The organism is Bacillus cereus group sp. BfR-BA-01383, assembly GCF_022663495.1.
Lineage (GTDB): Bacteria > Bacillota > Bacilli > Bacillales > Bacillaceae_G > Bacillus_A > Bacillus_A cereus_AU.
The window spans coordinates 1-15,227 of sequence record NZ_JAKUFP010000018.1; the positions used below are offsets into that span (position 1 = coordinate 1).

Below are 15,227 nucleotides of genomic sequence, written 5' to 3' on the forward strand. Positions count from 1 at the left end.
ATCAAACTCTCCAATAAAGTTAGTTTGTCTAGCATCTAAAAATAAAAATTGACGTTTCACGTTGTTTGTTTCGTTCAGTTTTCAAAGAACTTGTCCACCGCTTCAAAAGCGACTTCATCATATTAACATCTTCATTTTTCGATGTCAACTATGTTTTTTTAATTTCTTTTTTGTCGTTTTCTGCGTTTCCGCATCAGCGACGTTTATTAATATACCATCATGGTTTTGAAATAACAAGTGCTTTTTATAAAAAAATACAAAAAAATAATCTATCCTGCTTTCTTCTATAGAAGGACTCCTTATCCTTTCTACTGAAAACAGGTATTTTAATTGTATACCAACACATTCAGATCAACCAAATTGTATTTCACAATAACCTCCTAGATTTTCATTCTCTTCTATATTAAAGTTCATAATCATTTACCTCTCTATAGACTAACGATATAAATTAGCCGTAAGAAACGAATCCCTCACACATTAAAAAGCAACTCGAATGAACACTTTCCTTGCCTCTCCAATCCGCCATTTCACTTTCTACAAATAATGAAATCTCAACAAAAACATTAACTTAAGATTATTGTTAGAATTTTTTTACATTTAATTAATGAAAGATATCCATTTTTTGTTATATAGTAAGAAAGTGCCCACAAAACTATAAATACTAATGGAGGAATTATCTTATGGATAGGTTAACAAAGTTTTCATTAAAAAACCGCGCTGCTATTATCATCATGGTTTTTCTCATTTCCATACTCGGCGTTTATTCCGGTTCTAAATTACCTATGGAATTTTTACCAAGCATCGATAACCCCGCAATAACTGTCACGACATTATCTCAAGGGCTCGATGCTGAAACGATGACCAAGGACGTAACTGATCCCCTTGAAAAACAATTTCGTAATTTAGAACATATTGATGGCATCACTTCTTCCACACACGAGGGATTATCACGCATCGACATTGCATATACATCTAAGGCAAATATGAAAGACGCGGCACGTGAAGTCGAAAAAGCAATTAATACGATTAAATTACCTAAAGATGTGACTAAGCCTGTAGTTAGCCAATTAAATACTTCTATGATTCCACTCGCTCAAATTACCATCCAAAAACAAAACGGATTTTCAAAAGCTGACGAAAAACAAATCGAGAAAGAAATCGTACCACAACTCGAAAGCATTGATGGCGTTGCCAATGTCATGTATTTCGGAAAGTCAACTTCCGAATTATCCATCTTACTCGACCCTAACCAATTAAAAGATAAAAATGTAACATCAGAGCAAGTACTAAAAGTTTTACAAGGAAAAGAAACTTCCACTCCCGCTGGAGCGATTACCGTTAATAACGACGAATACAATCTTCGCGTCATCGGAGATATAAAAAATGTAAATGCCATTAAAAACATCACCATTACACCACAAGTAAAATTACAAGATGTCGCTCAAGTTGAACTAAAACAACATTACGATACAATCTCGCATATAAACGGGGAAGAAGGAACAGGATTAGTCATCATGAAAGAGCCGAGTAAAAACGCGGTGACAATCGGAAAAGAAATTGATAAAAAGGTTAAGGATATAAGCAAGGAATATAAAGATCAGTTTTCTATTAAACTTTTAGCCTCAACTCACGAGCAAGTCGAAAATGCTGTTACTAGTATGGGGAAAGAAGTAATCCTGGGGGCAATTGCTGCAACTCTAATTATCTTAATCTTTTTACGTAACTTCCGAACGACACTCATCGCTGTCGTCAGTATTCCATTATCTATTTTATTAACACTCTTTTTACTACATCAATCTAACATCACACTTAACATTTTAACTCTTGGTGGTTTAGCCGTTGCAGTTGGACGTCTCGTCGATGATAGTATCGTTGTCATAGAGAATATTTTCCGCCGTTTACAAAAAGAATCTTTCTCTAAAGATATCATTCTAGATGCAACGAAAGAGGTCGCCGTTGCAATTACCTCTTCTACTTTAACAACAGTCGCTGTTTTTTTACCTATCGGTCTCGCATCGGGAGTAATCGGAAAATTAATGTTACCTATGGTATTAGCAGTTGTATATTCTATTCTATCATCCTTAATCGTTGCACTAACAGTTGTTCCACTTATGGCTTTTTTACTACTCAAAAAAACAAAGCATCGCAAGACGAGTTCTTCACCACGATATGTCGCTACATTAAAATGGGCTCTTTCTCATAAATTTATCATTCTACTTACTTCTTTTTTATTATTTGCAGGATCAATCGCGGCCTACATAGTACTACCAAAAGCGAACATAAAGTCTGAAGACGATACAATGCTATCCGTTAATATGACATTTCCAGCCGATTATGATTCTGAATCTCAAAAACAAAAAGCCTTTGATTTCGAGAAAAAACTACTCTCTAATTCTGATGTCACAGATGTTATTTTACGAATGGGATCAAGCGCAGAAGATGCACAATGGGGGCAAACGACTAAAAATAATCTTGCTAGTATATTTGTAGTCTTCAAAAAAGGTTCTGACATCGATCAATATATTAAAGAATTTAAAAAAGAGCAAAAGGCTTTTGAGCCCGCCGAACTCGATTATATAAAAACGAGTTATTCAAGCTCTGGCGGTGGCAACAATCTGCAATTTAACGTAACAGCTACTAACGAAGCGAATTTAAAAAAGGCTGCTAACATCGTTGAAACGAAACTAAAGAACATGGATGCTCTATCTAAAGTAAAAACGAATTTAGAAGAATCTAAGAAAGAATGGCAAATTCATATTGATCAAACAAAGGCTGAACAACTAGGTTTAACACCAGAATTAGCTGCTCAACAAGTAGCATTCCTTATGAAGAAATCACCTATTGGTGAAATTTCAATCAATAATGAAAAAACTACTATTATGATAGAACACAAAAAGGAACACATTAATAAACAAGAAGATATTTTAAACACAAACATACTATCACCTATTAACGGACCAATTCCTTTAAAAGACATCGCGACTATTTCAGAAAAACAAACTCAAACAGAAATCTTCCATAAAGATGGGAAAGAAACAATTCAAATTACCGCAGAAGCTTCAAATGAAGATTTAAGCCAAGTAAGCGCAGAAGTAAACAAAGCGATAACTGACTTAGATTTACCTAGCGGCGCAAAAGTAAATATCGCTGGTGCCACTGAATCTATGCAAGAAAACTTTACAGATCTATTCAAAATCATGGGAATTGCAATCGGGATTGTATATTTAATTATGGTCATTACATTCGGGCAGGCGCGCGCTCCTTTTGCAATTTTGTTCTCCTTGCCATTAGCTGCTGTCGGCGGTATTTTAGGGTTAATCGTTTCACGAACACCTGTTGATATAAATTCCTTGATCGGTGCATTAATGTTAATCGGAATCGTCGTTACAAACGCTATTGTATTAATAGAAAGAGTGCAACAAAATCGGGAACACGGCATGGAAACAAGAGAAGCTTTACTAGAAGCTGGTTCCACTCGATTACGCCCAATTATTATGACAGCCATTACAACAATCGTTGCTATGCTACCACTCCTGTTCGGCCAATCCCAGGCAGGCAGTATGGTATCAAAAAGTCTAGCCGTCGTTGTCATTGGTGGTTTGGCAGTCTCAACGATTCTTACGTTAGTAGTCGTTCCCGTTATGTATGAACTATTAGATAAAATCGGGAGAAAAAGGCGCTCTCGTAGAAAAATAAGCACCTCTACAGAAACACCCGATATTTAAAGCAAAAAGGCGTTATCTTCACGAACGAAGATAACGCCTTTTTTTCTACCCATCAATATAATCATCCATTCCTTCTATATAAAAAACTCCCTACTTATAAATAGAGAGTTCTTCTTTACAACTTATGCCGCTTTTACTTTTTTCGTCGTTTTACTTTTTCTTTTCGTTCCTGTAAAACGCTTGTGTAATACAGATGCTATAAAACGTGAAATGATATTGAATAGTAATACCATAATAATTAATACAGCGGCAGATTTTGTCGCAATTAACTTTGCATCTGGGATAACCCCTTCAGAATTTAACTTCCAAATGTGAACCGCTAACGTTTCAGCTGGTCTAAATGGATTTAAAGGATGCGAAGGGCTCGATAAATCCGCTGCTGAATTTAAAATTGGAGATGTTAAACCCGCTGTGTAAATTAATGCTGCCGCTTCCCCGAATATACGACCCGCCGCTAAAATAATCCCTGTAATAATTTGTGGTAATGATGACGGAATAATAATACGAGCGATCGTTTGCCACTTTGTTGCACCTAATCCAAGACTTGCCTCTTTTACATTATGAGGAACTTCTGAAATCGCATTTTCACAAACACGTGTTAAACCTGGTAAGTTTAAAATAGTTAAAGCAAGAGCACCACCTATTACAGTGTATCCCCAACCTGTCATTGTAACGAACACTAACAAACCGAATAAACCAACAACAATAGAAGGTAAAGACGCCATTGTCTCAATACATAAACGAACAAAACTTAAAAACCGCCCTTGTTTTGCATACTCGGCTAAATATATTCCAGCACCTAACCCAAGAGGAATAGATATAACGAGCGTTATAACAAGCATATAGAAGGAATTGAATAACTGCGGACCAATTCCACCACCCGCTCTTGTATTGCTTGGTTCTCCAAACAAGAAATCAGGATCCCAAAATCCCCATCCCTTTTGTAAAATTTCAAACACTAAGAACACTAGCAGCGTTACAACTAAAGCCGCAACTGCATAAAAGATACCCGTCCAAATTTTATTTACCGTTCTTGCATTCATTATTATCGCTCACCTCTTTGCCCAATCGCTCGAATTACTAAAATAAACAGGAATGAAATAACAAGTAAAATCATCGCTAAAGTCCATAGCGCATTGTTCCAAGCAGTTCCGTTCAATGTATTTGTCATATCCATTGTCAAAATACCTGTTAACGTTGCTGTTGGACTATATATTCCTTCTGGTAATTTAATCGTATTTCCGATTACCATTTGAACCGCTAACGCTTCACCAAAAGCACGTGCTAAACCTAAAACAATACCTGTTAAAATCCCTTTTTTAGCAGCAGGAACAATTACTCGGCTAACCGCTTGCCATTTCGTTGATCCTAGACCATAAGAAGCTTCTAAATAATCAAACGGAACAGAGCGTATTGCATCAGAAGCGATACTAGCAATAGTAGGTAAAATCATGATACTTAGTACAATAATACCTGCAATTAAACTAAAACCTACTCCCCCAAATGAATCACGTAATAACGGAACTAAAATCGTGACCCCTAATAATCCGTATACAACTGAAGGAATACCAACTAATAATTCTAAAACAGGCTTCAATACTTTATTTCCAAACTTCGGCGAAATTAAATTCATGAATATAGCAAGAGCTATAGCAATCGGCGCACTAATAATAACCGCACCTAATGAAACCGCTGTTGAACCTACAATAAAAATCAAAGCCCCGAAGCTTCCTTCGTCAGCATTTGGATTCCATTTTGTCGATGTTAACATCTCAGTAAATGAGATACCACTTTGCGTAAAAGATTGAATTCCTTTACCGCAAATAAAAGCAATAATAGCTAATGTAATTAAGACAATTAAAATACCACAAAACGTAACAAGTGATCTTCCTATATATTCACTTTTTACGTAATTAATTTGTTTTTTCCCCTTCATCACAGGACAGACCCCACTTCACAGATTGAAATGAACAGGACTGGCCTTTCAGCCAGCCCCATAAATTTAATTACTTATTTAATTTAGACATTGGAATGTAACCCATATCTTCTACTTGCTTTTCAAAGTCTTTACCTTTTACATAGTCAATGTAAGCTTTTGTTGCTTCTTTCGCTTCACCTTTTGTTACCATATATTCGTAAGACCAGAATGGATATTTACCAGACGAAATGTTTTCAACTTTCGGTTCAGCACCATCAATTTTAACTGTTTGTAGTGCACCTTTTTTATCACCAACCATGTAAGACATTGCTAAATAGCTTACTGAGCCTGGCGTAGAATTGATCGCTTGCTCTACCGCACCGTTAGAATCTTGTGTTGTACCAGTTCCGTCATTAATTTTCGCGTCTTTCATAACCGTTTTTTCAAATGTAGCACGTGTACCAGATGAAGCTGGACGATTAATTACGTTGATTTTTTCATCTTTTCCGCCTACTTCTTTCCAGTTCGTTATTTTTCCAGTGAAGATATCTTGTACTTGTTGTACTGTTAAGTTATCCACTTTTACATCTTTATTTACGACAAGTGCGAATGCGATACCCGCAACTTTGTTATCTACTAATTCTTTTGCTTTTTCAGCATCTTTTATCTTATCTCCAGATGGAACATCTGAATTACCAATTTGTACTGCACCAGAAGCTACTTGGTTAATCCCAGTTCCACTACCGCCACCTTGAACTTGAATAGAAACTTTTGAATTTTTCTCCATGAATTTCTTTCCAGCTTCCTCCGCAAGAGGTAGAAGAGCTGTAGAACCAGCCGCTGCAATCGTACCTGATAATTCTTGTTTTGCATTATCGCTTCCTTTAGCAGCCTCTTTATCCGTACTTTCTGCTTTCCCACATCCGACTAATGCACCTGCCATAACTAAAGCTGCTAAAGAAAATTTAATACCTTTTTTCATAACCATGTCTTGTACCCCCATTTGGATTATCACTTTTCGAATTCATTTTCTTTCGAACACAAATTCATTGTAGGACAACAATATTATGTGAGTGTTAAGCAATTTTTAAGTTTAAGTAAATAGAGATAACATCCCGTAAAAGCTAGACATTCCAACATTTACAGTTAAAACAGCCAACAAAACCCACACTAACCACGCAGTATTGTAAATTTATTCTTAACAATGTAAATCCAATGTAAATATTTTTCTTTATTTTGCCCTTTAGATTAAAATTATATTTACAATTCCTTTATATTTTTCAACTTTTACACTCTTACTTTATTTACATTAAAAAAAATTTCAGTAATATTTTTTAGTACAACTAAATAAATTGGAACAATTCTAAAAATAATTGAATATTTTTAAAGTACTAATTGACAGCATCATCCGATGTAGTCTACTATATTACTAACAAAAAGTTTACCTAAGGAAACTTTTTAAACTAAAACTAAAAATATAGAGATGAGGTAACTTTTATGGCATCGGCTAATACTAAACCTCTTTCCGAATTTAGCACAGGGGAATTTGTACAAATTGAGAAGATACAATTAGAAGGAACTATGAAACGACGTTTATTAGATTTAGGGTTTATCCCTGGGGCAACGATTAAAGTATTACAGCGCAGTCCACTTGGAGATCCAGTCGCTTATCAAGTAAGCAACACAACTATCGCACTGCGTAAAGAAGAAAGCTCCCTTATTTTCGGGGTATTAATAGGAGATGATTTCAGATGAGCAAACATCGTATTGCTTTAGCTGGCAACCCGAATACCGGGAAAAGTACATTATTTAATACTTTAACAGGCTTAAAACAACATACTGGAAACTGGACGGGCAAAACTGTTTTAAAAGCTGAAGGGGAATATGAACATAACGGAAGTAAATATACATTAATAGATTTACCTGGAACTTACTCACTATATTCAAATTCTGCGGATGAAGAAGTAGCGAGAGATTATATTATATTTGAAAAACCAGAAGTAACTGTAGTTGTTATAGACGCAACTGCTATAGAGAGAAATTTAAATTTGGCACTCCAAGTGATGGAAATGACGAGCAACGTAGTCATTTGTATTAACTTAATTGATGAAGCCGAGAAAAAGGGAATCGTTATTGATGAAAAGAAATTAGCAAAATCACTCGGTGTACCTGTAGTTAAAATTTCCGCTCGTAACCGAGTAGGCATTGGTCATTTACTAAGTGTCATCGCGAAAGTAGCAAATAAAAAACTAATCCCAACACCAATTAAAATTACTTATAGCGAAAAAATCGAAAATATGATTCAGGAATTAGAACCACAAATTTATAAAGTGTTCGGTGATACGTATCCAGCACGTTGGATTGCATTACGTATATTAGATGGAGATAGAAATTTCTTAACTTCACTTCAAAAACACCATAACGAACCACTTGTAAGGGAGGTCGTAATCAATGGAATCTCACTCAGCCAGTAAAGCTCTTCCATTAGACTATATTATTCAACACGCTCAAACACTTTCAAAAGAAGATATACGAGATGATATTGTCGGAGATATTTATCGAACATCTGCGAGCATCTGTAAAGAATCTGTTCAATATACAAATACTGATAAATTGTATCGTTCTGAAAAACTAGATAAAATTTTCACATCTCCAATTTGGGGATTTCCAATTATGCTCGGTATTTTATCAATTATATTTTATCTTACAATTGCAGGCGCTAACGTGCCATCCGAGATGATTGCTGAATTTTTCGGCTGGGTCGAAGGATATTTAACATCTTGGTTCCAAGCAATGCATGCACCAGAATGGCTACATGGCGTTTTAATACTTGGTTTATTCCGTGGTACAGGAGCCGTTATTAGCGTTATGTTACCACCTATGGCAATCTTCTTCCCTATGTTTGCCCTATTAGAAAACTATGGATATTTACCACGCGTTGCGTTTAACATGGATCGTTTATTTAAACGCTCTGGCGCGCATGGGAAACAATCTTTAACTATGGCAATGGGGTTTGGATGTAACGCTGCCGCTATTATGTCAACACGTATTATCGAATCACCACGTGAGCGTATGCTTGCCATTTTAACAAACAACTTTGTCCCATGTAATGGACGCTGGCCTACATTAATCTTAATGGCCTCATTATTTATGGCTGCTGGATATACAGGCAGCATGCAAACACTTGTTACTGCTGGCGTTGTCGTTGGAATGGTTGTAATTGGCGTTATTGTAACTTTAACTGTTTCTTGGGTTTTATCAAAAACTGCTCTAAAAGGCGTTCCAACTCACTACACGTTAGAGTTACCACCATACCGTAAACCTAAAATTTGGAATACGATTGTGCGTTCAACACTCGATAAATCAATATATGTTTTAAAACGAGCTGTAATCGTAGCTGCACCCGCGGCTGTATTAACTTGGATACTCGCTAATATTTTCGTCGGTGACACAAGCTTACTTATGCATTTTGTAAACTTCCTAGATCCATTCGCTAAAATGTTAGGCCTAGACGGTTTCATTCTAGCAGCGTTCATTCTCGGATTACCTGCTAATGAAATTGTTATTCCAATTTTATTAATGTCTTACTTATCAACTGGTGCTTTAACTGAGATAGATGATTTTAACCAAATTAAAAATCTATTCTTAGAAAATGGTTGGACTTGGTTAACAGCATTAAACACAATGCTGTTCTCACTTCTTCATTTCCCGTGTGGAACAACACTAGTTAACATATATAAAGAAACAAAAAGTGCAAAATGGACATTTTTATCGTTTGCAATCCCTACCGTAATTGCCATTGTTGTTACATTCCTCTCTACACAATTGGTACATTGGTTAGGGCTTGTATAAACAAAACATATGTGAAGGTATCCCCCTTCACATATGCTTTGCGTAAAAGAAGCCTGAAATTATTCAGGTTTCTTTTTTTGCACATCAGTATTCCAAGGCTGTGCTCCATACGTTGTAATTTTTTTATGAATGAAGTATATAGCTCCCGGAAGAACCGCCATTAATATCGTGCAACTAATTCCCAATCCAGTAAACAACTTACATCACCTTATTTCACTCTCTTCGGTAATGCCGAACCTGAATGTTCAATTGTCGGATGAACATGAACGGTAATTTCAGCATTACTAAAATAATTTTCGCCTTGATCCCAATTCTTACTTATTTTTTTCCACTCTTTATAGTTATGCCGTTTATACACTTCTCCTAACGCTAATACATCTACCTTATATTTTTTTTGGACAAGCTTAATTGATTTTTGGATCCGCTTCTCCATTTCCTTTGAAATATCTTCCCTTAACTTCTTTTCGCTCATAACTTGTTTATGATCACTAAAATGCAACTCAGCCAAAGTCCCTTCCAGAGATAAATGAATATCAAACTTCGGTTTTGTAACATTTTTCGTAGATACTTTAATTTTTCGACGCATCTTATGAATTTCATATGTAATAAGTTGATCCTTTTTACGGATGGTAAAAAAACCTCCAATTTTTTTACCTATTATATAGTTCATTCCTAATGTTTGTTCTCCACTCAGGCTTCCCACACACTTATTATCCTTTCCACGAAATAAAGCTGCACCTTCCATTTGCACCCCTTGTTTTGTTAACCCTAGAATCGGTAACGCAAAGCTCTGGTTTGCAATCATTTTTTCCTGCACTTCACCAATTCTTGCAGCTTCAATCATTTGAGCATTTTTCGGAGGATGTTCAGCTAACATATCAATGTACTGTGCTGGTAAGTTTTCAGGCTTTGCACTTTGCTTTAAAATCGCCTCTGCATTTTTCTCAGAAACGAACAAACGAATATTTCTTCTCATCTCATGATCGCGAATATATACATCTAACGTATTTTGTAAAACATATGAATTCGAAAGTAATTCTTTAGAAAAAATTATCACTTGTATATGTGGAAAGAATAAAGAACGACTAATTTTTTTAGCGATAATTCGTATTTGCTCAAAAACATTATCCGCTTTCGCACTAACATTAATATAGTTCTTGCCGTCTCCATCCCCTTGTCCACCTTGCTGTGTTAACTTACTGGGAAGTACCATCTGATACGTCCCTTTCATAATCGGATTCGATTTCTTCTCCTTCACAATATCGTAGGCTGCACCTACTACAAACCCTCTTTCTTCTATCTCTTCTAATTCAGAACAGCCGCTCATAAATCCAACTAAAACCGTAACTATCATCATTTTAAGAAGGTGTTTCATTTCCACCATTCCTTCTTTTGATTTTATATACAATGAGAACAAGCAAAGGTACTAACACGATAAAACCCATATCAATCCAAGCTAAATATGTCCCATAATTCGATAAAGTATTCAAATTACCAGGTAGCATATTCACCATAAAAATAATTGGTGCACTGACGAAAATGAAAATATGCTTCTTCACTTTCGGAAACATAGCACAAAACAACAAAGAAGCTACGTCATAATACATTGCGGTCGTGTTATAAATAGTAATAATCCAAGTCGTAAAAAAAATCGCATCAAACCTTTCTAAAAAACCTCCTCCAATTTCAATTTCTTTCCCTAATTCAATTGTTGGATATGTTAATCCACGGGTTGTCATATATGTAAAAACACTAATACAAGTTAAATAAATTAAAATGTACGACAGCACGTTTACCATCACTGCTTTTGCAACTGCCATTGGCGCTTTTTTCGCTGTCTTATCGTTCAACAACACAGCATAAAACAGAGCTACCTCAAATCCAATAAACGTAAAAATAGAATTTTTAACTCCTACAGCATATTGAGTGATGCCCGTTTGAAAAGCCGGTAGTAAATTATCTATTTCCATTAAGTTCACATTTAATAAGGAAAGCAGTACTATCGCAATTAAAACGATAGGTAAAAACAAAACGTTTAACCTTAATAAAGCAGCCCTAGATCCAGCAATTCCATAAACCACAACTAATAAGAAAAAGAAGGATAACAATTGTATTGGTGTATCACTAAATAAATAAGTTTGTGAAATAATCGCAATCTTTCGGGATTCATATGCTGTCAAAGCAGCGAAGGTTAACACTAAAATGATACTAATCGTGTATGCAACAGGCTTTGTCAAGTGCGCACTCGTATATTGAACAAAATTTTGTTTTGGGAATAAAATAGCTACCCTTGTTACAAACCACCCTAAACATGCACATATCAATCCACCAAGAAGCAAAATAATCCAACCATCTGAAAATAAAGTTTGCATAGCAATATCTCGTGGCATAGATAGTGCACCTATACCAATAATTGTTGACGATACCGCAAAACCAAGTTCCCGAGATCCAATTTCTTCATCGCCATACTCAAATGGTTTCAATTATTCTCGCTCCTTTGGACGCAATGTAGAGTCTTTCGTTTGTAAATATTCCGGTCTCTCTTTCAACATCGATTTTGGCATACGAATAAGTTCTTCTTTCCAGTCTTTATAAAATGCAGGAGCAATCGGAGTTGTATACGGTACACCAACGCTTTTTAAATTCGTAATATGAACAGTAAGTGCAATAAGCGCTAAAATAATCCCATATAATCCAAAGGCTGTCGCAGCAAATACAAAGACAAAAAGTAAAATCCGAAACGTAATCGTAATACTATATACAGGCAGTGAGAATGTGGCAATTGCAGTAACTGCAATAATAATGACTAAAAACGGATTCACAATCCCAGCATTCACCGCCGCTTCTCCAATTACAAGACCACCTACAATACCAATCGTTTGCCCCATTGGCTTTGGCAATCTAATTCCAGCCTCTCGTATTAACTCCATCGTTAATGCCATCATTAATGTTTCGATATACGCTGGAAACGGAACCCCTTCTCGCGCTCCAGCAATTGAATAGGCCAATTTAGACGGAATAAGCCCTTGGTGGTATGAGACAAGCGCTACATACATCGCCGGTAACAAAACCGCCATAATACCAGAAACCATTCGTAAAATTCTCAATAACGTCCCAATCAGCCAACGCTCGTAATGGTCTTCTACCGATTGAAAAATATCAACAAATACGAGTGGTGCAATAAGAGCGAACGGTGATCCGTCTACTAAAATAGCCGCCTTTCCTTTCGCTAATGAGGCCACAATATTGTCAGGCCTTTCTGTGTTCAAAAACTGTGGAAATGGCGATAAATTATTATCTTGAATTAATTGTTCAATCGTACCTGTTTCAAAAATAACATCTGTCACTATTGATTGAAGGCGCCGATCTAGTTCTTTTACAATATAAGGGTTAATAATATCTTCTATATATACTAGGGTTACTTCTTTCTGTGATCGCTTCCCCATAATATAAGATTGAAACCGCAACTTCGGATCACGTAAACCACGGCGAATTAGCATTTTATTCACATTAATATCTTCATTTAATCCAACTCTCGGTCCACGGATTAAATCTTCTGTCACTGGAGGTTCTAGACTTCTTTTCTCCCAAGCCCTACTGTTAACAACAATAGCCGTTTGAATATTATCAATTAATATAACTGTGTCTCCCGCTAGAATTGCATTTATAATATCCGGAAACGTTGTCTTCATACCGACTTCTGCGATAGAAATAAAACGATCCAATAACGTTTGAACAACAGCTGCTTCTTTTTCTATTTCTTCATATTGAAGCGTACGAACTACATATTTATAAACATTATCCTTGTCTGTTAACCCACATAAAAAAATGACAGCACAGCGTGTAAAACTACCAGCAAGAGCAACTTCTCTAATTGTTAAATCATTAGGCGAACCTAACTCATCCCTAATTTCTTTCATAACTTCAAACAAGTTACCTTTTAACTCTAACAATTCCCCCACCTAACTTCCTTTTCAACAAGTTTTTAGTTAGATTCCGCTAATAGAAGGAAATATATACAAAAAAAGAGCTATCTCTTTTCAAAGATAGCTCCAACACTCGGATTACTTTTCTACTATTATATTGTCTGCCTTTATAGATACACTTTTCGTGAATCCACTAACTACAAACATCACAATCATATTAATTAACAATGCGACTATACCTACATTCAAATCTTTTATATACTGCGGGAAACTCGGAAACATTGTAGCTAAAGTAGAACCTGTTAAAGTGATGTATGCGACAACTAACAAACCAACCCCCATTCCTGCAATCGCTCCTTGCTTCGTAATCATTTGACGAGGAAACAAACTACATACAAGCGCAGGGAAAAGCTGCGTAACGATACTGTACCCCATTAAAAGAAGCGCACCTATCGTTTCTCCTCCTTTGAAGGTAAACAAAACGGCTACAAGCGTTACTACAGGCACAAATAATTTTGCCGCTTTAGCCACTTGTCTATCTGAAGCAGATGGAGCCATCGTTCGGTAAATATTTTTTGCTAACAATGTCGAAGCAGCCATAACAAGCATGGATGCTGGAACTAATGCTGTTAATACCCCTGCACTTCCAATAATTCCAATAAACCAAGGATCAAAGGTTTGTAAAGCAAGGCGAAATAATGAAAGATCTACATCCGCTCCCTTTAACCCTGGAACTTGCAATATAGCAGCAAATCCTGCAAAGAATACGAAAAGTAAAACTAAAGAATACAGTGGCATGATCGCCGCATTTTTCCGAAATACTTTTTCATTTTTTGCAGAGAAAGCAGAAGCAAATGTATGAGGCCACATATAGAAACCGAGAGCCGTTAATATAATAGTAGAAACAAACCAAGAAATACTCATTCCTTCGTCAGGTAAAGATAAAAATCCTGGTTTTGCAGCTTCTACAGCTTCGAACATCGGCTGCAATCCTCCGTAATAATGATACGGTAAATATATACCTAAAAACATAACAATAAATAGTATCATAATATCCTTCAAAGCAGCTGTCCAAGCCGAACCATGTATACCTGAAACCATTACATATATAGTTATAACAATAGCTCCAATCCAAACTGCAATAACAGGCGATACTCTTCCATAGGAAGCTTCCGAAACGATGATCCCTAATCCCTTTAACTGTAAAACAAGATATGGGATGATGGAAACAACACCTACAATTGAAACAATCAGTCCAAGCGCTTTACTTTTATATTTCTTCGCAAAAAAATCTGGCTGCGAAACAAGGTTATGTTCTTTTGCATATTTCCAAACTGGCGGCAATAAGAAATACGATAAAATATAAGCTAATGCACCATACCCTAAAATATAAAAAGTAGGAGCTCCTTTGCTATACGCCCAGCCACTTCCTCCTAAAAATGTAAATGTCGTATAAATTTCGCCTGCCATAAGAAGAAAAACGAAAATCGTTCCAAATCCTCTTCCTCCAACTGACCATTGCTCTAAATTCATATCTTTTCCATGTTGTGCTCGAATTCCTAAAAATAGTGCAAGAAATAAAAATAAAATAATGATAAGTAATGCCGTCATCATGCACCCCCCTTATTAGCAGGATCGAATACGTATACAATTCCCATACAAAGAGACGTAATGAGTACCGATAATAATACCCAAAATAATAAAAAAGGCATCCCAAGTACGTAAGGAGTGACCGAATTTGCAAATACTGGTCCAACTACTAAACAAAGAACTGGAATCAGTGCTAGCACGTGTATTTTCTTCATC

Annotated in this window: 13 protein-coding genes; 4 read left to right on the forward strand and 9 right to left on the reverse strand. The window is 36.0% G+C overall.

Features of this window, described 5'->3' with window-relative positions:
* The first annotated feature begins 680 nt into the window (after positions 1–680).
* Positions 681–3,725 carry an efflux RND transporter permease subunit gene (locus MR065_RS16715; RefSeq protein ID WP_242214451.1) on the forward strand — a complete coding sequence of 1,015 codons (3,045 nt, stop codon included), beginning with the start codon at positions 681–683 and terminating at the stop codon, positions 3,723–3,725.
* A gap of 122 nt (positions 3,726–3,847) precedes the next feature.
* On the opposite strand, the gene pstA is transcribed toward MR065_RS16715, so the two are convergent.
* The 3 genes from pstA to MR065_RS16730 all read right to left on the reverse strand — a co-directional run bounded on the left by pstA (position 3,848) and on the right by MR065_RS16730 (position 6,631).
* The gene (gene pstA, locus MR065_RS16720; protein ID WP_242214452.1) at positions 3,848–4,768 is read right to left on the reverse strand and encodes a phosphate ABC transporter permease PstA; all 921 of its coding nucleotides are present in this window, start codon (positions 4,766–4,768) and stop codon (positions 3,848–3,850) included.
* A gap of 2 nt (positions 4,769–4,770) precedes the next feature.
* Positions 4,771–5,661 (reverse strand): phosphate ABC transporter permease subunit PstC, encoded by an 891-nt coding sequence (pstC, locus tag MR065_RS16725; protein ID WP_242214522.1) that lies wholly within the window; start codon positions 5,659–5,661, stop codon positions 4,771–4,773.
* Positions 5,662–5,731: 70 nt separating this feature from the next.
* Positions 5,732–6,631, reverse strand: a complete 900-nt coding sequence (locus tag MR065_RS16730) for a phosphate ABC transporter substrate-binding protein PstS family protein (protein ID WP_242214453.1) — start codon at positions 6,629–6,631, stop codon at positions 5,732–5,734.
* A gap of 509 nt (positions 6,632–7,140) precedes the next feature.
* Here MR065_RS16730 and MR065_RS16735 point away from each other — a divergent pair.
* The 3 genes from MR065_RS16735 to MR065_RS16745 are packed head-to-tail and all read left to right on the forward strand — an operon-like array spanning position 7,141 to position 9,495.
* A complete protein-coding gene (locus MR065_RS16735) occupies positions 7,141–7,398 on the forward strand; it encodes a FeoA family protein (protein ID WP_242214454.1) in 258 nt (85 codons plus the stop codon).
* A complete protein-coding gene (locus MR065_RS16740; RefSeq protein ID WP_242214455.1) occupies positions 7,395–8,117 on the forward strand; it encodes a FeoB small GTPase domain-containing protein in 723 nt (240 codons plus the stop codon). Before MR065_RS16735 ends, MR065_RS16740 begins: the two co-directional genes overlap by 4 nt.
* Positions 8,095–9,495, forward strand: coding sequence for a nucleoside recognition domain-containing protein (locus tag MR065_RS16745; protein WP_097905237.1), 1,401 nt, complete (start codon positions 8,095–8,097; stop codon positions 9,493–9,495). Before MR065_RS16740 ends, MR065_RS16745 begins: the two co-directional genes overlap by 23 nt.
* Positions 9,496–9,554: 59 nt before the next feature.
* Here MR065_RS16745 and MR065_RS16750 read toward each other — a convergent pair whose 3' ends face one another.
* From MR065_RS16750 to MR065_RS16775, 6 genes are all read right to left on the reverse strand, one after another.
* A complete protein-coding gene (locus MR065_RS16750; protein WP_000493986.1) occupies positions 9,555–9,692 on the reverse strand; it encodes a hypothetical protein in 138 nt (45 codons plus the stop codon).
* An 11-nt stretch (positions 9,693–9,703) separates the two neighbouring features.
* Positions 9,704–10,870, reverse strand: coding sequence for a Ger(x)C family spore germination protein (locus MR065_RS16755; RefSeq protein WP_242214456.1), 1,167 nt, complete (start codon positions 10,868–10,870; stop codon positions 9,704–9,706).
* The gene (locus MR065_RS16760) at positions 10,854–11,978 is read right to left on the reverse strand and encodes an endospore germination permease (RefSeq protein WP_242214457.1); all 1,125 of its coding nucleotides are present in this window, start codon (positions 11,976–11,978) and stop codon (positions 10,854–10,856) included. Before MR065_RS16760 ends, MR065_RS16755 begins: the two co-directional genes overlap by 17 nt.
* Positions 11,979–13,457, reverse strand: coding sequence for a spore germination protein GerLA (gerLA, locus tag MR065_RS16765; RefSeq protein WP_242214458.1), 1,479 nt, complete (start codon positions 13,455–13,457; stop codon positions 11,979–11,981).
* Between the two features lie 102 nt (positions 13,458–13,559).
* Complete coding sequence (locus MR065_RS16770; protein WP_242214459.1) at positions 13,560–15,032, reverse strand: sodium:solute symporter family protein; 1,473 nt, start codon at positions 15,030–15,032, stop codon at positions 13,560–13,562.
* Positions 15,032–15,226, reverse strand: coding sequence for a DUF3311 domain-containing protein (locus MR065_RS16775; RefSeq protein WP_242214460.1), 195 nt, complete (start codon positions 15,224–15,226; stop codon positions 15,032–15,034). Before MR065_RS16775 ends, MR065_RS16770 begins: the two co-directional genes overlap by 1 nt.
* Between the last annotated feature and the right edge of the window lies 1 nt (position 15,227).